This window comes from Bacillus sp. JJ1474 (genome assembly GCF_036965225.1).
Classification (GTDB): Bacteria; Bacillota; Bacilli; order Bacillales; family Cytobacillaceae; genus Cytobacillus.
On sequence record NZ_JBALPC010000063.1, the window covers coordinates 4,590 to 23,957 of the forward strand.

Consider the following 19,368-nt stretch of genomic DNA (forward strand, 5'->3'; position numbering starts at 1 on the left):
CGCTTCTTTTTTTCTACACGAAGGGAGTTATAAATGCCTCTTAACTACCTTCTGATCCTTTTTTCTACATGAATGGAGTTATAAACGTCTCTTAACTCCCCTATACCTGTATTTTTAAGCTGAAAGGGAGTTATGAACTCCCTTTTTTCATGTTAAATGGAGTCATAACCGTATCTTGACTACCTTTAACAATATTTTTATCGTTCGAAGGTATCCATGAGCAATGTCATGGGAAGTTTTCAAAAGAATGGGCAGCTTTGTTTCCTCCATCATCATTCCTAGTACTACAGACTCCTGTCCTTTATTTGCAGTAAAATTTCCTCTTTAAAGTCCTCGAATAAAACATTTTGAGATTGTGAAGACCCGTGTTTTCTGACATTTACTGCTTTTTCTTTCGACTCTTGGTCTCCCAGTACGAGCATGTATGGAATCTTCTGCATCTGCGCTTCTCTTATTTTGTATCCTAGCTTTTCATCACGATTATCAGTCTCCACTCTGACTCCAGATTTCCGTAGTTCTGCCTGTATTTCTAAACAATAGTCTAAGTGAACCTTTGAAACAGGAATAATTTGAACCTGTGTCGGTGCCAGCCAAACTGGGAAAGCTCCAGCAAAATGTTCGATTAAAATCCCAAAGAAACGATCGATGGATCCATAAATAGCACGATGAATTACGACTGGGCGGACCTTTTCATTTTTTTCATTGATATAACTCAAATCAAATTTCTCCGGCATTTGAAAATCAAGCTGAATTGTTGCACATTGATGGCTTCGTTTTAAGGCATCTTTTATGTGAAAATCAATTTTTGGCCCATAGAAGGCACCATCGCCTTCGTTTAAGTGATAGTGGATCCCTAAATCCACAAGTACATTTGTTAATGCTCGTTCAGAAATTTCCCAAAGGCTGTCATCACCCATTGAATTTTCAGGGCGAGTCGAAAGCTCCACTGAATACTCAAAGCCAAATGTGCGATACACTTGGTCAACTAATTGAAATACCTCCTTAATCTCACTTTCAATCTGATCCTCACGAACAAAAATATGAGCATCATCCTGACAAAAAGTGCGCACCCGTAGCATTCCATTTAAAGCACCGCTGTACTCATGACGGTGAACTTGCCCAAACTCTGCCAATCGAATCGGCAAATCTCGATAAGAATAGAGACTGTTTTTAAATATGAGCATATGCCCAGGACAGTTCATTGGCTTCATCGCAAACTTAGTTTGATCGACTTCGGAAAAATACATATTCTCATGGTAATGATCCCAGTGTCCCGATCTCTCCCAAAGCTGCTGATTCATCATAAAAGGAGTACGAACCTCATCATAATAAGCCTTGCTTTGAAGCTCACGTGAAAAATTTTCTAATTCATTTCTAATAATCTGCCCTTTTGGCAAGTAAAATGGCATTCCCGGCGCTTCATCGGAAAACATGAACAGCTCCAATTGTTTTCCTAGCTTACGATGATCTCGTTTGGCCGCTTCTTCTAAGAAATGTAAATACTCATCTAAATCCTTCTTCTTTTTAAAGGCAACACCATAAACTCTTTGGAGAACCTCATTTTGACTGTTACCTCGCCAATACGCACCCGATACACGAGTTAATTTAAAAGACTTAATAAAACCAGTAGACGGAAGGTGCGGGCCTCGGCACAGATCAATAAACTCTCCTTGTTGATATAAAGTGATTTTTTCCCCTTTCGGAATGTCCTTTAATATTTCTAGCTTGAATGGCTCTCCTTTTTCCTTAAAAAGCTTTTCAGCCTCTTCATAGGAAACCTCCATTCTTATAATTTCTAAATTCTCGTTAATGATTTTTTCCATCTCTTTTTCGATTTCAAGTAAATCATTTGAAGTCAAACTGTGTTCCAATTTCAAGTCATAGTAAAATCCATCTTCAATTACAGGTCCTATCCCTAATTTGACTTTTCCATATATTCTTTGAACTGTTTGAGCCAGCACATGTGCTGAGGAATGTCTTAAAATTTGAAGTCCTTCTTTCGAATCAAGAGTTAAAACGGAGAGTTCAGCATCCTGTTCTAACTTGTGGCTTAGATCCACCAGCTGTCCATCTACCATCCCAGCAACCGCATTTTTTCTCAAACTTGTACTAATGGACTCCGCAATTTCTCCTACAGTAATGCCATTTGAAAATTCCTTTATTTGTCCATCTTGGAATTGAACTTTAATACTCATATTGATTCACTCCTTTTTAAAAATAAAAAAACGCACTCATCCCTATCGCAAGGGACGAGTGCGTTATATACCCGTGGTTCCACCCAAATTCCCATAAGAAAAAACACTTATGGCTCTGGTGCTGTAACGCAGCATGGACGATATCAGCTACTAAAGTTCACCGATATAGCTTCAAGGCGGTAAATTATTTTCCTAAGCTAGGAAGTTCGCAGCTATCCTTCCCTCTCTGAAAGCCGTAAAAATAATTCATGTCCTCTTCATCGCAAAATTATTAATTTGTTAAATAAAAAACGCACCCATCCCTATTGCAAGGGACGAGTGCGTTATACCCGTGATTCCACCCAATTTCCCATAAGAAAAAAGATCCTTATGGCTCTGGTGCAGTAACGTTGCATAGACGGCATTGGATACTTAGTTTCCCCAATACAGCTCAAAGGCGGTAAGATACTTTTCTGCGTTAGGAAGATTTCAGCAAGCCTTCCCTCTCTGGAAACCGTAAAAGTAGCTCATGTCCTTATCCGTGCTTAAGTAAATGGATTTTTTATACATATTATTATAGATTACAAAAAATAGCAACGGATTTTTCAAATTAATTTTTGAAAAGCTATTTTCCTGTTAGTGTGTCCATCATTATTAATTAATCTAACCAAGCTTTATCGAACAACTTCCAAGAACTTGCTCCCCCCATAGTAGTGCAAGTTGATCCCCGTCCGATATGGGTCCAACCCCTTCAGGAGTGCCGGTAAAAAGAATATCGCCTTCATCAAGGCCAAAATGTAAGGCTGTGTAATCTATTAATGTTTGCATATCAAAAATCATGTCCTTTATATTACCGATCTGAACCTTTTCTCCATTCTTTAATAGAGAAAACTCTTTGCTTTTACATTCGTTCACACCAGGAAACTTGATGAATTCGCTTAATATAGCGGAGTTAGGGAAGCTCTTTGCTAATAGCCATGGATGTCCTTTTTTCTTTAATTCGCTTTGAACATCGCGTAAAGTAAAGTCAATCCCAACAGCCATGCTGTCTACAAGGTCGTCAACTGTAGCTCCTCTTTCGTAAGGTTTGCCGATTCGAATGACTAATTCCACTTCAAAATGAATGGAGCCACGGTTTGCTGGTAACACGATTTCCTGACCATTGGCATAAGCCACAGCATGTGTAGTCTTTCCAAATAGAAAAGGAAATTTAGGAATTTCATTATTTAATTCTTTTGCATGTAGCGCATAGTTTCTTCCTACACAATATACATTTTTGATTGTTTGCATTGGTGTTCCCCCATATACTATCATTTTGTAAAAATACCCTTAATATTATGACTTCCTAAAGTAATTATAAATGACTTTTAATGAAAAGGTAATTTTTCCTATTAAAAACAGTAATATTGTATTTCATTTTTAATAGCCTTCACTTAGTTAAGCAAAGGCTATTTCTTCTATCTGCTATTGGATTCAATTTTCAACAATTTACTTAGTGACTAATCATTGCTTTTCCAGTAAATCTTCATGAAGAAACAGCAGCAATTAATTGAATTTCAACCGGTGCATTGCCTGGCAATGATGCAACACCTATCGCAGCGCGGCTCCCTATGCCTACGCTTCCTAATTCTTGGTATAAATACTCAGAAGCAAAGTCTGCAAGGCTAGAATGTGCTTCGAATGTTTCTTCTGCATTAATGTAAACGTTGAGTGCGAGTATTTGCTCTAGTTGTTCTCGTTCCGAAAGTCTATTCTTGGCGGCAGTAAGTGCATTTGCAGCTGCTTGCTTGACTGCTTCTTGATAGAACCCAATCGGCTGCTCAGCACTAACTTTTCCAATTTGAATCAGTACGCCATTTTTTCTTGGAGTCATTCCAGCGGTATAGATAAGGTTTTCAAACCGTGATGCCGGAGCATAGTTTCCCTGCGGAATTGGATTAGCTTTTTCTCCAAACATACTCATTTACGATACTCCTCCACTACCTTAATGATACGTTCAATTGCATCAACTGCTGCTTTATGATTCTGTGAAAAATTTATACGGAAGCTGTCGATGAACTGTGGGCCGAATTCTGTACCAGGTGTTACGGTAACAGCAGCCTGGAGGCGAAGTATCTTCACAAATTCATTTATTGAAACATCTAATTCAGGAAGTCTTGGGAATAGGTAGCTGCCTGCCTCCGTGGCTCTCACTTTAAAACCTTCAGCAGCGCGCAATTTTGCAAGAAGATCATCACGAATTGCCTGGTGCTGGTAAATACGTTCCCTCATCCATCCATCCGGCTCGGCAAACCAAGATTTCAATACTGCTTGGCTATAGCCGCCCGCACGAAGAGATACTATGGCCTGAAGTTTTTCCATTCTGTCAATTATTTTAGCTGATCCGAATGCTACACCTAGCCTGTACCCGCTTAGCGACTCTGTTTTCGATGGCCCCATGATGGTAATGACATTTTCGGGATCTACAATATTCTGCGCACATAGGTGCGTATAGGTCCGTCCCTCAAAAATCTGACGTGAGTACAGTTCATCCACGATAACTGTTGCTCCATACTCCTGTGCAAGTTCTGCAATCCTGCGAATTTCATCCTTTGAATAAATGACTCCTGTAGGATTATTGGGATTAGAGAACAAAAAGAGTTTAACCCCTGCCTTAAACGCGTCCTCCAACTGAGTTAAATCCAAACCTGCAGAAATGTCTGTTTTGAAATAGTCCATCTGAATTGGAACGATTTCACCGTCAAAGTATTCGACAAGTTTTCGGTTGGCAAAATAGTCTGGTACTACAATAGCAACCCTATCTCCTCTAGAAATGGTAGATCCCGTTGCTAGGAAAAGTGCCCCCTGTGTTCCTGGAGTAATAATAAAATTCCGGTCTGCGTTAATCGTTGCCCCCGTGTAATCTGATAGCTTTTCAGCTACATTCTCCCGGATCATTTTACTTCCACGATACTCGGTGTAGGCCTGTTTGCCACCAAGATGAACGCCTTCGATGAATACATCTAATGAGCCTGGAATTGGCTCAAAAGCGTCAACATCTCCGTGCGAAAAATCAACCGGTGTACCGGGAATTTTCTCACCACGCAGTTCAACCTCATTTGTGCTTTGGCGTACTTCTTGTCCAGGTGCATATTCAGCGCCAAGTTTTTTAAACTTCTCTTCTACTAAATTCATGATCGTCCCTCTCTTTCATTTTGATTTGAATATTTTATATTTACCTAATTTTTCTATATTGGCTTTTTATATTATAATCATAAGTGATTCTTACTCATTAACTCCAATATGAAAAAGTTAATAACGATATATATTTTTCTTTATACTCGCAGGGAATTTGGTTTAAATCCCCATCACCTATGAAACTATTCAGGGTATGGGAATCTTATTCTCAAAAACTCTCTATTTGGAAATATTAAGATCTTTTTACATTAACATCTGAAAATACTCAAGCAAGGAAGAAGGGTAATTATGCTAAAAAATATGTATTACGTTTATGCGGTCTATTTAAACAATAGTTTTTCTAAAGCGGCTGAAGAATTATATATTTCGCAACCAGCACTTAGTGCAGCGATTAAAAAGGTAGAAGACGAAATTGGACTTCCTATTTTTGACAGAAGCAGTAATCCAGTACAATTAACAGCAGCAGGTGAATATTATATTGAATCTATAGAGAAAATCATGAGCATAGAGAAAGAAATGAGATCATATTTTAATAATTTATTGGATAATAATCGGGGGACCATCAATATTGGGGGTGCTTCCTTCTTTTGCGCTTATATTTTTCCAACAATCGTGCAAGAGTTAAAAGTAGAATATCCAGATTATACAGTGAATCTCATGGAGGCAAATGCAGATGATTTAATGAAGTGTCTGCGTTCAGGTATTGTTGATATTATTATAGATGTTGAAAAAAGAGATCCTAAAATCTTTGATTCTTTTGTTTGGGCGGAAGAACAAATTTTGCTGGCTGTTCCGTCATTCTATGAAGTTAACAATAAATTAGGAAAGTATCGTCTAACTTTCGAGGATGTGGCTAGCGGTCAATATTTAAGTGAAAAATATGCTAAGGTTAGTCTAAAAGAATTTGAAGATGAAAATTTTTTATTATTGAAAAAGGGAAATGATTTGCACACGAGAAGCTTAAAAATGTGCAGGAAGGCAGGCTTTACTCCTAAAGTATCTATGTACCTTGATCAGTTACTTACTTCCTATTATATTGCTTGTAATGGAAAAGGAATTACTTTCGTACGTGCTGGTGTGACTCGGTACTTAGAAGAGACAAATAAGTTGTTCTTTTACAAAATTGATGATGAACATTCATATCGAAATATTATGTTGTATTATAGGAAATCGCACCCACTTTCCAAAGCCTGTATGGATTTTATTAAATTTTTGAATAAGAAAAAGCCTGTTGGCATTTAGTTTAGCGAGTAATCCAAATTCATTCGAAAAAATAAAGGTCATCGGATAATATTTCCGATGGCCTTTTAGATTGATTTTAAGCCCTATTTAGCTGAAAAAAGTAATGCTTAGCCAGGCTATTCGATAATTGTTCTATTCACTTACATATTTAATAACGGCCATTTCTTTACCGAACCGATCACCATTATCCACAAATCCCAAACTTTTATATAAACTATGAGCTCCAATATTATCTGGGTGATATCCTACAACAATTTTTTTCGCATTTGGCAATTTCGCCATCTCTGAAATCATTAACTCAGTTGCAGCTTTGGCAATACCCATGCCTTGATGTTCCTTATCCACCATAATTCTATAAATCCAATAACCATCAAGTTCTTCCTGAACAGAATTAAACATTAAAAACCCCACTACTTTTTCATCTAAATTAATGGCATATGGTTTTAAAGTAAGTTCAAACTTCGACTGTGCTATCGAAATTGCATTAGGCTCCAAATATTCAATTTGTTCTTTAAATACCTCTAATTTACTGCATTCATACCAGTTATCCGTATTTAATTCTACAATTTTCACTTTGTTTGTTTTCATTATTTTTCCCCTTCCAAATTTAGAGGAAACCCTAAGCAACCATTTTAATTAGGCGTTATCCCCATATAATGATTTGTGCTCAAATATTTTATTATTGTCATAATGACCGCCCCCTTAACAAAATTTTCCTAAAAGCTACATTTTTAATTATACTATATTTTCCTTTTTAATTTCTGCCCATTAGGTGGATTTTTCTACGATTTTAATTGTATATTTCATTATTTCACCTCCGTCAAAATCGGATCATGAACGTTCATATTCAGTGTTTTATTCTGGTGTCATACAAAATGAGCGCCATGAACATTTTATAGCTAGTGTTTTATTCTAATGACATACAAAACACGCGTCATGAACACTTTATGGTGAGGGTTTTCTTCTGGTCTTATACAAAACGAGCGCCATGAACGCTTTATAGCTAGGGTTTTCTTCTTGTATCATACAAAACGAGCGTCATGAATACTTCATAGTCTACTTAAACCTAATTCTATAAAAAAAGCCCCAATATATTACTAATTGAGGCTTCACTTTCCAATTATTAATCTTCCAAATTGACTTTAATCATCTTACTATCTATATAAGGTGTTTTAACCACTTCAGTGATTAAGGAAATAGGACCTGCTGTTTTATCAAACACCGCGATATAAATGCTCATGTTATACAAAGTGAAGGAAATTAGATCCGTTTCCAGTGGCGATTTAGGAATTGATAAAATGGATAGCGAAGACGAAAAAGATGTGTAAAGTGATGATTTAATGAGGAACAGAGCTCGCCCTATACTGCTTATGGGGCAAGCTCTTCCTAATGCTGGCTTACAAATCCGAAGTTACCGACCACTTTCATTCTACGCAGAAATTTTCCGCTGCGGAAATTGCGCCACAATCTGGCCGTTTTTTACAAATTCAATCATTTTCTCCAGATCTGATAGGATAAACCGATCTTCCCACATCGGTTCAATTGTTTGTCGAATCCAACGATGGAGAGTTGATGTGCCTATTCCCATCGGCAAATCATGCATTTCGTCCGCAATAAGATCGATGGCTTGCGCTGCAAGGAGCAGTTCAATAGCCAGTACTTGTTGGGCATGTTCGATGATTTGGGTCAGCTTACGAACGGCTCCCATCGCCATACTATTATGATCTTCTTGATTGCCTTTTGCAGGGATTGAATTTACACTTGCTGGCGTTGCTAATAGCCTCATCTCGCCGATGATTGCCGTAGCGTTCGCATGAACAAGTGCAAATCCAGTATTTAACCCGGCATTTGCAACTAAATTTGCCGGTAAACCATAGCTCATAGCTGGATCGAGCAGACGAGCGGATCTTCGCTCAGATATAACAGCTAAATCTGTAATGACAATCCCCATAAAGTCCAGCGCATATGAAAGATGTGCCCCATGATAATTTCCACCGCTTATACTTTCAAAATTCACGCCATTATGGAAAATTAACGGATTATCCTTCGCGGCATTCATTTCTTTATCTAAAATAGATTGGATATATTGCAACACATCTTTAATTGCTCCATGGACTTGGGCCGTAGATCGTATGCTCACTGCATCCTGGACACGAGGCGAGAATTCACCTAATCGTTTTCTTCCTTCATCCGTCGGCCATTGGCTCCCTTCTAATAATTCCCGCAACACTCGTGCTGTTTCCTGCTCTGCTTGAAGATTGTTCGCTTCGTGGATCCGGGGATCAAGTGCATTCAATTCCCCTCTACTTGCCTCGATATTTAAGGCCGCAGCCATATCAGCAACTTTACAAAGCTGCTGAACTTGATAATAAGTATAGATTGCTGCAGCAAGCACCATCGTACTACCGTCAATTAAAGCCAATGCTTCTTTTGAAGCCATTTCAAAGCGGACGGGAGATATTTGTGCCTTAGCCAAAATATCAGCGATTTTCCCCTCTTCCCCCTGGAAACGAGCCCTTCCTTCCGGGGCCCCAATGATACATAAACCGATATGCGCCATTGCCTGTAAATCGCCGACCCCTAATGAGCCGATTTGAGGTACACACGGATAGATACCTTTATTTAACAACTGCAGAATTCGCTCAATAAATTCAACTCTTACCCCTGAATTACCACGGGCAAGTACATTTACTCGCAATAACATTGCAAGGCGAACGACTGGATCTGGAAAATTTGGACCAAGCCCCACAGCATGTGAAAGTAAGATCTTTCGCTGAAATTCATTTTGATTACATTCATCAACGACAAAATTCTTTAATTTACCTAAACCAGTTGTCACACCATAAATCACTTTTTTCTCATCTACCAACCATTGATCTACGGCAGAACGGAACAGCTTTACTCGATCTTTTGCTTGAGCTGACAAGGAAACTTGCAGTTTCGGATTTTCAATATATTCAACAATCTTATTATATGATAATGATTGCCCGTCTATTATAAGCTCCCCAGTTTGACTAGACACATGTTTCACCCCCACTTGTGAAATAGTTATAATAAGCGCTCTAGCTAGAGTAGTAGAAAATTAGAAATAGACTATATACTACGATCAAATTCAAGTAGCGCTCTTGCCATTGCCTCGATTCCACGTGCAACATCAACATAATCTGTCCATTCCTCCGGGCAGTGACTTCTGCCATCACTGCTAGGAACAAAAATCATGCCCACTGGAGCAATGTTTGCCAGTTGATTCGCATCATGGCCCGCACCGCTTGGTAAATACATTGTACTTCCAGCAGCGGCACATGCTTTACTAATCTTGTCCTGAATTTCGGGAAGAACACGAATCGCTTCAGACTTTGATAAATTATCTAAACTAATTTCTAGAGACCGATATGCGGCGATATGATTGGAAAAACGAGAGAATTTATCGATGATTGTCTCGATAATTCCCGCGTCAAGCGAGCGAACTTCCAATTCAAATGTGACGCGTCCCGGAACAACATTCGCTCCATTCGGTTCATTCATTAATTTTCCCACTGTGCCAACCACCGGGTCCGCATATGTCGCTTTGCATAAATTCTCCAGTTCTAACACGAGTTGTGATGCGCCTGTTAATGCATCGAATCGCATATTCATCGGGGTTGTGCCCGCATGGTTAGGTTTTCCTTCAACGATAACTCGATAACGATGGATGCCAACAATCCCGGTCACAACTCCAAGCTGCTTATTCGATTGTTCTAAAACGGGGCCTTGTTCGATGTGGAGCTCCAAATACAAGCTGACATCCCCTTGTTTTCGAGTGAACTCAGCGATTCGATTGGGCGCTCCCCCCATCATTTGAATCCCATCTTTCAACTTTAGCCCTGATTGATCCGTCCGTTCCATCATCTCGGGTGATAAATGACCAACCATTGCTCGGCTTCCAATAGTCGATATTCCGAACTCACTTGGTTCTTCCGCTGTGAAATCAACAATTTCAAGTGGATGGCGCAGTCTAGTTCCCGTTTCCTGCAAGCGGCGAGCAATTTCCAGTCCAGCAACAACACCAATGATCCCATCAAACCGGCCTCCGCCAGTGACGGTATCCGTATGAGATCCGACCATGATTGGCTTACAATGGTCATCCGTACCAGCCATTGTTCCAATCAGATTAGCACCAGCATCTGTTTTGACATCTAGCCCACATGTTTCCATTTGCTCTTTTAACCATGCACGGCTTTGCTTATACCATGGTGTAAACGGCCTTCGTGTCCAGCCAGGTTTCGTTTTATCAACCATTTCTGCCAAGGTTAATATGTCCCGTTGAATACGATCTCGATTAGGATGCAGGTGAAATGAATTGCTCATGCTTCACAACCCCTTATGCACTGCTTTGACAAACTGACCATCGCCTGCTTTTCCTACTACTTCTCCGTGCTCGTTATATACCTTCTGTCCGCGAACAAATGTGTTCACTATTTTTCCGTATACTTTACGGTTGTGATACGGACTCCAGTTTGCGCTGGAATGTAAAGTTTTTTCATCCAAGGTATACGACTGCTGTGGATCCAAAATGACGATATCAGCGTCCATTCCAACTTCGATGCGACCTTTGCAATGGTCTAATCCGAAAGTTGCTGCTGGATTTTCTGAAAGTACACGTACGAGATCTAATATCGTTATCTTCCCCGACGCAACTCCTTCACTGTACATAATCGGCAATAGTGTTTCAACACCTGGCGCACCCGATGCATTTTGAAAAATATCACTGCTTGCTTTTCGGTCTAACGTCCAAGGAGCATGGTCTGATGTGACCATATCGATTTTGCCAGATGCAATGAGATCCCATAGATCGCTTACATCTTGTTTCGTCCGCAGCGGTGGGTTGATTTTCCCTCTAGCACCAAGCTCCAACAGATCTTCTTCGTTAAAAGTTAAGTAATGTGTACATGTTTCTGCTGTGATTTTTGCACCTTGTGAGCGATAATAGTCAACGAAATCAAAGATCCGTTTAAAAGTACTATGATATAAGTGCAGCTTTACTCCGGTATAATAGGCCAATTCCATCGCTGTTAATCCTGCAACAGATTCCGCCACTTTCGGTCGGCTATAACCATGCGCACGTGGATCCGCCATACCTTGATCAGCAAATTTACGTAAATATCTTCTGACAATATCATCATTTTCCGCATGAACCCCGACGGGACGTCCCGTTTTCGCTATGACAGCAAAAGCATCCAATAATTGTCCTTCATCAATACGGGGAAACCGAAAAGAATCCGTATTAAACATCGATACTTTAAAGCCACAGGCACCTGCTTGAGCCAGTTTTGTAATTTCATCCAAACCATCTTCTTTTGGAATCGTTGCCAATAAGGCCGTATCAACAACCGCCTCTTCTTCTAGCCTAGCTGCTTTTTCCAAAAAGAGCTGCTCAGTGTAAACGATTCCTGTTGCATCATATGGCATTTCAATAATCGTTGTTACGCCACCGGCAGCAGCCGATTTGCCTGCATTCGTAAAACCTTCCGCAAGCGAGCTAAAGCAATGAACATGCGCGTCAATCGCACCCGGGAGAATATAACTTCCCGATGCATCAATCGTTTCTTTGCTAAACAGTTTTGTATTATCTTTAGAAACGTGGCTTATTTTCCCATCTTTAATTGCTATAGTCGACTCATAATCGATACGGTCTGGTAAAACAACGTTACCCTTAATCAACAGATCGAATTCCGTATGTAACATGGTCAATTACCTTCCTCCCCCTTATATAAAGATGCAGTAGAAACGCAAGCTAGCTGCCTCGAGATTTCTTCTGCTGAGGACACGACAGTATTCACAAATAATTCACTGTTTTCTTTCGTCCATCGATCTGTTGGCCCAGCGACTGTCAGTGAAGCAATGACACGTTTGTCTTTATCATATATAGGAACTGCTAAACCAAATATATTTGTATCCACTTCCGCGAACGTCAGGCAATAGCCTTGCGATCTAATTTCTTCTATTTCTGACTGAATGTTTTGTCGTACATTTTCGTCTGAGATTGTTTGGACTAATTGCGAGATTGTTTGTTTCTTTTCAAATGCTAAAATCGCTTTGCCTGAAGCTCCGCGGTAGAGCGGTAATATTTTTCCTACTTCAACAGACAACCTAAGGATTTGACGTGTTTCTATACTTTGCACACAAATCACCTCAGTTGCTGACCTCACACAAAGCAAGGACGTTTCATTTACTTTTTCAGTTAACATTTCCATGATCGGTCGAGCAATCGTAATTAATTCCCGGTCCATTTGTTGCTGTAAACTTCTTGCCAAATCAAGTATGCGCACACCTAATCTAATTTGTCCGACTGATTTTCTTTCGACCATTCCATAATTCTCTAATGTTTTGATTAGTCGATAAGCGGTGCTTTCCGGAATGGCGACTTTCTCCGCGATTTCACTCACGGTCAAGTTCGACTCCACTTCGGCTAAAGAAAAAATAATATCTAATGCTCTTTCGATCGTTTGATTTTTGTTTACATTCACCGCTTTATCCCTCACTTGGTGATAATCAATATGTTCTTCTACTTCGATACGAGTTCACCTCTTACTTTTAAGGCAGAGCGTTTCTCTAAACTTAATAATAACTGGTTAGCTGCGATCGCAAGCAGGGATACAAAAATGGTACCCCAGATCATTTTAGGAGTATGATTTTGATAAAGTCCTTCAAATAAAATAACTCCAAGTCCACCAGCGTTGATCCATGCGGCAATCGTGGCGATCCCAATGGTCGAAATGGTGGCGATTCGGATGCCGCCTAAAATCACAGGTAAAGCGAGTGGAAATTCAATTTTCCAAAACAATCGAAGTGAGGCTAGTCCCATTCCTTTGCCCGCTTCAATAATCGCTGGATCGATGGATTGAAATCCAACCATGACATTGCGGACGAGTATGAGTTGGCAGTAGGCAATGAGGGCAATAATTGCAGGTTTTAAACCCAATCCAACAATTGGAATTAAGAAGGCGAACATTGCTAAACTAGGAATCGAATATAAGATGCCGAGAATCGACAAAACCGGCACTGACAGCCACTTTTTTCGGGATAATAATATTCCTACGGGTAGAGCAATCAGCAAGGCGATGCTTAGTGAAATAACAGTAAGCATAAGATGTTGAAAAAATAACATCAATATACGATCATACTGATTGATTAAATAGTCAAACATAGTTTTTTCCCACCTTTACGTTATAGAGCGGCTTTTGAGCGATTACTTCCCGCAATATAACCTTTAAGCTCAGCCAATGTGATTCGCCCAATCGGTGTTTGATCCTCCGCTGTCACGATGACTGAATCGCTTTGTGCCTGTAAAATATGTGAGAGAACACTTTTCAAATTCTCAGCCTGATCCACCTTTACTTCTTGGGGGTCGATCGTATCAGTAAGTGGCACCATCACATGATCAGCTCTCATTAGACTGAGATGTTGCACGACATCCTCTGAATGAACAAGCTCACTAACAAAAGAATTTGCTGGATTCGTAATGATGTTTAAGGGTGTGTCGTATTGTTGAATGACTCCTTCGTTCATAATCACAATTTTATCCCCTAATTTCAGCGCCTCGTCAATATCATGTGTAACAAACAAAATGGTCTTGTTTAGTTTGCGTTGAATGTGAATCATTTCATCCTGCAATGTACTTCGGGTAATTGCATCGATCGCCCCGAATGGTTCATCCATTAACATAATCGACGGATTGCCAGCCAAAGCCCGAGCCAAACCAACACGCTGCTGCTGTCCACCAGATAATTGCCGCGGATATCTGTTACGATATTCCTCAGGTGACAACTCGATCAATTCTAGTAAAAAATCGATTCGTTCATCGATTTTTTTCGCATCCCAGCCTAATTCCTTAGGAACTGTTGCAATATTTTCAGCAATTGTCATATGCGGAAATAAACCAATTTGTTGAATGACATAGCCAATATTGCGCCGCAGTTCGGTGACTGGTATATCCATAATGTCCTTACCATGCACAAAAATTTTCCCAGATGTCATATCATGAATCCGATTTACCATTTTCAACAATGTTGTCTTTCCACATCCGGATGCTCCTAGGATTGTGACAAAGCTACCTTCTTCAATTGTGAGGTTTGTTTCATACACGGACGGTTTTGCCGCATTAGGAAACTGTTTGATCACTTGTTCAAAAACAATGGCATTCTTCGTCAAACCTCTCACCCTCAATTCTACATCTATAAAGTAAAGTTTCATTCAGCGAGAACTTTCGCATTCCCGCTGAATATAAGATTATTTAATCAAACCTTCATTTTGTAAAAATTCTTTCGCTACATCCGCATACTCACGCTGATTAATGTCCACTTCCGCATTCAATTTCTGCATCGTGCTATCATCAAGTTTCGCTGAGATATCATCTAAGATTTTCCTGATTTTTTCATCCTTATCTAATGTATCTTGGCGAATGACTGGAGCAACGAAATATGGCGGCCATAAATGTTTATCATCTTCTAACAAAACTAGATCTGGATTCGTTAAATCACCATCTGTTCCAAACGCAACTGTCCCTTGCACTTCGTCCTCTAATACAGCACGATATTTAACACCATAATCATAAAGCTTTAGACTTTTAAAATTAAAATCCCCGTACACCCGATTCATTCCAAGCAGTCCGTCTTCGCGTTCTTCAAACTCAGGAACCGCCGCAAAATCGATGTGTTCTGCATTTGCTTGAAGGTCTGATAGAGTCTTAATTCCATATTCATCCGATGCTTTTTTCGATACAGCGATTGCTTGCGTGTTATTCGCGTTTGACGGAGTTAACCAAACTAGATCAAATTCCTTCTTATAAAAATCAGCAACCATATCATACACTTGTTGTGGATCAGAGAGTGGCTCTTCCTCCATAATATTAAGGAGTCCAGTACCTGTATATTCAGGATACACGTCAATATCACCCTTCTTTAGTGCCTCATGAGCAACAAGTGTTCCACCAAGATTCAATTTACGGTCTACTTTAAATCCTGCATCTTCCAATGCTAATGCATACATTTCACCTAAAATGAGCGATTCCGTAAAGTTTTTCGAACCTACCTTTATATTCGAAGAACCACTGCAAGCACTAAGTGCCAAAGAAAATACAAGTACCATTGCTAGAACAATCCATGATTTTTTTTTCATGATAAACCTCCTCTAAAATAGTTTTCTTCCCTATGAATCTCTTTGATACCTTGTTGTCATACGCTCAATCACTGAAAAAATGACCTCTGAAAATATCGTTAATAACGCAATCGGGATGGCACCGACGAGCAACACTTCAAATTTATACATGCTTAATCCATTAATAATAAATGTTCCTAACCCACCGCCTCCAATAAATGCCGCAAGCGATGCACTAGCAAGAACCTCCACGCTCGATGTTTTCGCACCAGCAATCACGAGGGGCATCGCTAGCGGGAACTCAATTTTCCTTAACACCGCCTTTTCGCTCATTCCCATCCCAGTAGCAGATTCGAGAATGGCAGGATCGATTCCACGAAACCCCATAAATGTATTAATAAGGATCGGAGGACAGGCTAAAACTGTCAATGCGATAAGCGCCGGTAAAAATCCAGTTCCAATCAGCGGCAGCATAATAACAAGGATAGCCAGACTCGGAATAACCCGAATGGAATTGACCGTATTCATAATCGTTGCTGCAACTTTTGGATTTTTTGCGCACCATATCCCAAGTGGAACACAGAGAAGTAAACCAAGAATGAGCGCCGAAAAACTTAAGGTTAAATGAACTTGCAGCTCCTCTAAAAATCGATTATGATTTTTTATTAAATATTCGTATGCTTTCAAAATCAGTTCCACCAGTTTCCTCCTTTCCCCTTAGTACTAAAGCTTTTACTCCTCTAAAGCATAATCAGCAATCTGAATACCTAGAGCAGCCTCGACATCAGGATAAACGGATGCATCGCGTACACTTGAACTAAGTGGAATATGACTCTTATGAATTCTAAATACTGCAATCTCTACACCTGGATCCAATGCCCCAGCACTAAGTGGTTTACCTGTTTCAGTTGAAATGGCCGTAATCACATCAGGATAAGTCGTCAAACGATTACCTTGTGAATCATCTACTGCCATAAATTCGTTCATTACATGCAATGTTAGTGGATTGTTTGGCACATCAACGACTATTTGACCGATATCAAAAGCACCTGAATATTCAACGGATGTGGAAATAACCTTTCCCCGCCCTAAAATCTCTCCGTTCGTCTTATCGCAAATCGTTTGGATGACCGCTTCCGCACCCTTTGGTTCAGCCTCAATGATCGCCTTGCCAAGATCGATCGCCATTGAAATTCCGCCAACCGCAGCATTCTCTTTTATAAAACTTGCAGGGAGTGGCAGTCTCGCCGAAGCGATAAATCCGCCTGACATATCAGAAGCAGTTCGTAATATTTTGGATGTTTTAGCCGGTGATCCTTTTACGACGAGCTCGATATAAGATCCAGTTTCCTTCTTCCCGCCAACAACAACTTGAATTGTTTCAAAATGAGGGTCGGCTGCTACACCCATCTGACCCATCTGACCTGTTGGATGAGCGCGAATATCTCCTGTTGCATCAACTACGACCAAATCAAGCATTGCTGCTGGTAACCAGCCGTTGATTGAGCTTGACATTCCATTTTGCGGTGTCATCACACCAACAATTTTTCCTTCATAGTTTTCTATCAATAACTTGACTGCGTTAATATAATCGATACCCAACATTTGCCAATCCGTTTTTCCAGCTGGTGCACCAATCGCAGTACAAGTAATAATGAGCGCGTCATCCGGAAGTTCATCGACAGACACCAATTTCGGTTGTCCCATCGTAACCGCCGCACCACCAATTTCTAGACCATGATCGACCCATCCACCACCACCTGAAGCATACACAGAACCACCTGCAACCGCCGCCTTCACATCATCCATCGTTAATACACGCATCTGTTTCTCCTCCTCTTTTATCAATTGATTCTTAGCTTATAATACAATCCGTTGAATTCCTTTTTTATCAATTTCATCGAGCGCCTCTTCATAGCCGGCATCTGCATATCTTAGTACCCCTAAGCTCGTATCATTATCTAACGCATGCTTTAACCGTATATCCGCTTCAACAGTCCCGTCAGCAACAAGTGTAATTCCGGCGCTCGTCATATATCCGGAATACCCGCCTCCACCTGAGTGGATTGCTGTTAAATCCGCCATCGATGAGCAGCTTAACATTCCATTCAAAAGTGGCCAATCAGAAATAGCGTCACTTCCGTCTTTCATTCTTTCCGTCATAATATTTGGATGTGTCATCGCTCCTGCATCAAGGTGATCTCGGGAGAATGCGATCGGGCCACTTAATACCCCATCCCGAACCATCTTGTTTACTGCGAGTGCTAACTCTGTTCTTTCACCATGGCCAAACCAGCCGATCCGTGCAGGCAATCCTTGGAATGGAACGTATTGATTAGCGAGTGAAATCCAATTCGTCACAATTTTATTTTCTTTAAAATGTTCTAATATGTAGTTATCGATCGTATGAATATCATCCTCTTCACCCGTCAAAGCGATCCAACGAAACGGCCCAATCGCCCGGCTGAACAGGGGCCGTAAATAGGCTTCTGTAAAAATATCGATATCAAAGGCATCACTAACACCATACTGATACGCTTGAGTACGAATGTTATTGCCGTTATCAAATACAATTGAACCACGGCTTTTAAGAGTAAGCATCGACTCCACTTCTCTGGCAATGGATGCACGCGCATCTTGCTCAAGCTTAGCCGGATTTGTTTCACGTATACGATTCACATCTTCCTTGTCATATCCTGATGGAATATAGCCATATAATAAATCGTGTGCTGATGTTTGGTCCGTTACTATATCCGGAGTAATGTTGCGTCTCACAAGCTCTTGATAAATATCCGCGGCATTTCCGACTAGACCGACACTCACACTATCATTTTTAGAAGTTGCTTCTTCAATCCAGCCTAATGCCTCATCCAAATCATGCGTTTTCTTTTGTAAATAACCGTTTTCAATTCGTTTATCGACGCGTGCCTCATCGATTTCTACGACAAGAATGGCCGCACCGACCATGACGCCCGCAAGTGGCTGTGCTCCCCCCATTCCTCCAAGTCCAGCCGTTAAAATAAATTTCCCTGCTAGACTTCCATTGAAATGCTTTTCCGCAATCGCGGCAAAAATTTCATATGTTCCTTGAATCACACCTTGGGAACCGATATATTGCCATGCAGCCGCTGTCAGCCCGCCCCACATAATCAGATCTTTTTCTTGTAAATCGTAAAAATTCTCACTCGTTGCCCATTTTCCAACGATATTACAGTTGGCCATAATGACAAGTGGTGCGAATGCATGAGTTTTCAAAATTCCGATCGGCTTACCGGACTGAATGACTAATGTCTCATCTTCTTCAATATTTTGGAGTGCTTTCACAATTCCGTGGTAAGCATCCCAATTACGGGCAGCCTTACCGAGCGCTGCATATACAACCAATTCTTTCTGGTTTTCCCCATTTTCTAGCACATTCTCTAACATGCGAAGCAAAGCCTCTTGACGCCAGCCTTTACAACGAAGTTCTGTGCCTCGAAATGCCGTAATCTTCTCCATAACACTCACCCTTTCTCATATTATAAGAATTAATTATCATATAATGATAATTAATTCTCTTTTTATTCGAATATTAAACAATATTTCGATAATAGTCAATCAGGAATTTACCTCTCGCTGCTTTATTTTTATTATTCCTATG

General features: G+C 40.3%; 16 protein-coding genes and 2 other annotated features. Of the genes, 1 reads left to right on the plus strand and 15 read right to left on the minus strand.

The features are described from left to right. Positions 1-284: 284 nt before the first annotated feature. The 4 genes from thrS to V7164_RS09740 form a co-directional block, all read right to left on the minus strand. On the minus strand, positions 285-2,195 hold the full coding sequence (gene thrS / locus V7164_RS09725; protein WP_438824712.1) for a threonine--tRNA ligase: 1,911 nt from the start codon (positions 2,193-2,195) through the stop codon (positions 285-287). 47 nt (positions 2,196-2,242) lie between these two features. Further along, positions 2,243-2,465, minus strand: a binding site (T-box leader). A 37-nt stretch (positions 2,466-2,502) separates the two neighbouring features. Continuing rightward, positions 2,503-2,725, minus strand: a binding site (T-box leader). Between the two features lie 112 nt (positions 2,726-2,837). Beyond that, positions 2,838-3,464 (minus strand): fumarylacetoacetate hydrolase family protein, encoded by a 627-nt coding sequence (locus V7164_RS09730; RefSeq protein ID WP_335353989.1) that lies wholly within the window; start codon positions 3,462-3,464, stop codon positions 2,838-2,840. A gap of 235 nt (positions 3,465-3,699) precedes the next feature. Beyond that, complete coding sequence (locus V7164_RS09735; protein WP_335344609.1) at positions 3,700-4,137, minus strand: RidA family protein; 438 nt, start codon at positions 4,135-4,137, stop codon at positions 3,700-3,702. Beyond that, positions 4,134-5,348: a pyridoxal phosphate-dependent aminotransferase gene (locus tag V7164_RS09740; protein ID WP_335353990.1), complete on the minus strand. Its 1,215-nt coding sequence runs from the start codon at positions 5,346-5,348 to the stop codon at positions 4,134-4,136. The genes V7164_RS09735 and V7164_RS09740 overlap by 4 nt, the downstream gene beginning before the upstream one ends. Positions 5,349-5,639: 291 nt before the next feature. On the opposite strand from V7164_RS09740, the gene V7164_RS09745 reads away from it, so the two are divergent. Further along, complete coding sequence (locus tag V7164_RS09745) at positions 5,640-6,593, plus strand: LysR family transcriptional regulator (protein WP_335344611.1); 954 nt, start codon at positions 5,640-5,642, stop codon at positions 6,591-6,593. Positions 6,594-6,725: 132 nt separating this feature from the next. Here V7164_RS09745 and V7164_RS09750 read toward each other — a convergent pair whose 3' ends face one another. The 11 genes from V7164_RS09750 to V7164_RS09800 form a co-directional block, all read right to left on the minus strand. Next, positions 6,726-7,181, minus strand: coding sequence for a GNAT family N-acetyltransferase (locus V7164_RS09750; RefSeq protein WP_335344612.1), 456 nt, complete (start codon positions 7,179-7,181; stop codon positions 6,726-6,728). A gap of 841 nt (positions 7,182-8,022) precedes the next feature. Then, a complete protein-coding gene (locus V7164_RS09755) occupies positions 8,023-9,615 on the minus strand; it encodes an HAL/PAL/TAL family ammonia-lyase (protein WP_335344613.1) in 1,593 nt (530 codons plus the stop codon). A gap of 71 nt (positions 9,616-9,686) precedes the next feature. Beyond that, positions 9,687-10,940 carry a Zn-dependent hydrolase gene (locus tag V7164_RS09760; protein ID WP_335353991.1) on the minus strand — a complete coding sequence of 418 codons (1,254 nt, stop codon included), beginning with the start codon at positions 10,938-10,940 and terminating at the stop codon, positions 9,687-9,689. Positions 10,941-10,943: 3 nt separating this feature from the next. Continuing rightward, entirely contained in the window at positions 10,944-12,317 is a 1,374-nt protein-coding gene (locus V7164_RS09765; RefSeq protein WP_335344641.1) for a dihydroorotase, read from the minus strand. A gap of 2 nt (positions 12,318-12,319) precedes the next feature. Next, the gene (locus tag V7164_RS09770) at positions 12,320-13,099 is read right to left on the minus strand and encodes an IclR family transcriptional regulator (RefSeq protein WP_335344615.1); all 780 of its coding nucleotides are present in this window, start codon (positions 13,097-13,099) and stop codon (positions 12,320-12,322) included. Positions 13,100-13,137: 38 nt separating this feature from the next. Further along, the gene (locus tag V7164_RS09775; protein ID WP_335344616.1) at positions 13,138-13,779 is read right to left on the minus strand and encodes an ABC transporter permease; all 642 of its coding nucleotides are present in this window, start codon (positions 13,777-13,779) and stop codon (positions 13,138-13,140) included. A gap of 20 nt (positions 13,780-13,799) precedes the next feature. After that, the gene (locus V7164_RS09780) at positions 13,800-14,783 is read right to left on the minus strand and encodes an ABC transporter ATP-binding protein (RefSeq protein WP_335344617.1); all 984 of its coding nucleotides are present in this window, start codon (positions 14,781-14,783) and stop codon (positions 13,800-13,802) included. Between the two features lie 78 nt (positions 14,784-14,861). Then, positions 14,862-15,749: an ABC transporter substrate-binding protein gene (locus V7164_RS09785; RefSeq protein ID WP_335344618.1), complete on the minus strand. Its 888-nt coding sequence runs from the start codon at positions 15,747-15,749 to the stop codon at positions 14,862-14,864. Positions 15,750-15,779: 30 nt separating this feature from the next. Beyond that, positions 15,780-16,427: an ABC transporter permease gene (locus V7164_RS09790; protein ID WP_335344619.1), complete on the minus strand. Its 648-nt coding sequence runs from the start codon at positions 16,425-16,427 to the stop codon at positions 15,780-15,782. A gap of 33 nt (positions 16,428-16,460) precedes the next feature. Continuing rightward, complete coding sequence (locus tag V7164_RS09795) at positions 16,461-17,552, minus strand: DUF917 domain-containing protein (RefSeq protein WP_335344620.1); 1,092 nt, start codon at positions 17,550-17,552, stop codon at positions 16,461-16,463. 36 nt (positions 17,553-17,588) lie between these two features. Then, positions 17,589-19,226: a urocanate hydratase gene (locus V7164_RS09800; protein WP_335353992.1), complete on the minus strand. Its 1,638-nt coding sequence runs from the start codon at positions 19,224-19,226 to the stop codon at positions 17,589-17,591. Positions 19,227-19,368 lie beyond the last annotated feature (142 nt).

What these genes read in the sequence shown, in the direction of transcription:
- V7164_RS09765 (WP_335344641.1), bottom strand. Translation starts at nt 12,317, where the DNA reads ATGTTACATACGGAATTCGATCTGTTGATTAAGGGTAACGTTGTTTTA.
- thrS (WP_438824712.1), bottom strand. Translation starts at nt 2,195, where the DNA reads ATGAGTATTAAAGTTCAATTCCAAGATGGACAAATAAAGGAATTTTCA.
- V7164_RS09735 (WP_335344609.1), bottom strand. Translation starts at nt 4,137, where the DNA reads ATGAGTATGTTTGGAGAAAAAGCTAATCCAATTCCGCAGGGAAACTAT.
- V7164_RS09730 (WP_335353989.1), bottom strand. Translation starts at nt 3,464, where the DNA reads ATGCAAACAATCAAAAATGTATATTGTGTAGGAAGAAACTATGCGCTA.
- V7164_RS09750 (WP_335344612.1), bottom strand. Translation starts at nt 7,181, where the DNA reads ATGAAAACAAACAAAGTGAAAATTGTAGAATTAAATACGGATAACTGG.
- V7164_RS09775 (WP_335344616.1), bottom strand. Translation starts at nt 13,779, where the DNA reads ATGTTTGACTATTTAATCAATCAGTATGATCGTATATTGATGTTATTT.
- V7164_RS09795 (WP_335344620.1), bottom strand. Translation starts at nt 17,552, where the DNA reads ATGCGTGTATTAACGATGGATGATGTGAAGGCGGCGGTTGCAGGTGGT.
- V7164_RS09760 (WP_335353991.1), bottom strand. Translation starts at nt 10,940, where the DNA reads ATGAGCAATTCATTTCACCTGCATCCTAATCGAGATCGTATTCAACGG.
- V7164_RS09740 (WP_335353990.1), bottom strand. Translation starts at nt 5,348, where the DNA reads ATGAATTTAGTAGAAGAGAAGTTTAAAAAACTTGGCGCTGAATATGCA.
- V7164_RS09800 (WP_335353992.1), bottom strand. Translation starts at nt 19,226, where the DNA reads ATGGAGAAGATTACGGCATTTCGAGGCACAGAACTTCGTTGTAAAGGC.
- V7164_RS09745 (WP_335344611.1), top strand. Translation starts at nt 5,640, where the DNA reads ATGCTAAAAAATATGTATTACGTTTATGCGGTCTATTTAAACAATAGT.
- V7164_RS09785 (WP_335344618.1), bottom strand. Translation starts at nt 15,749, where the DNA reads ATGAAAAAAAAATCATGGATTGTTCTAGCAATGGTACTTGTATTTTCT.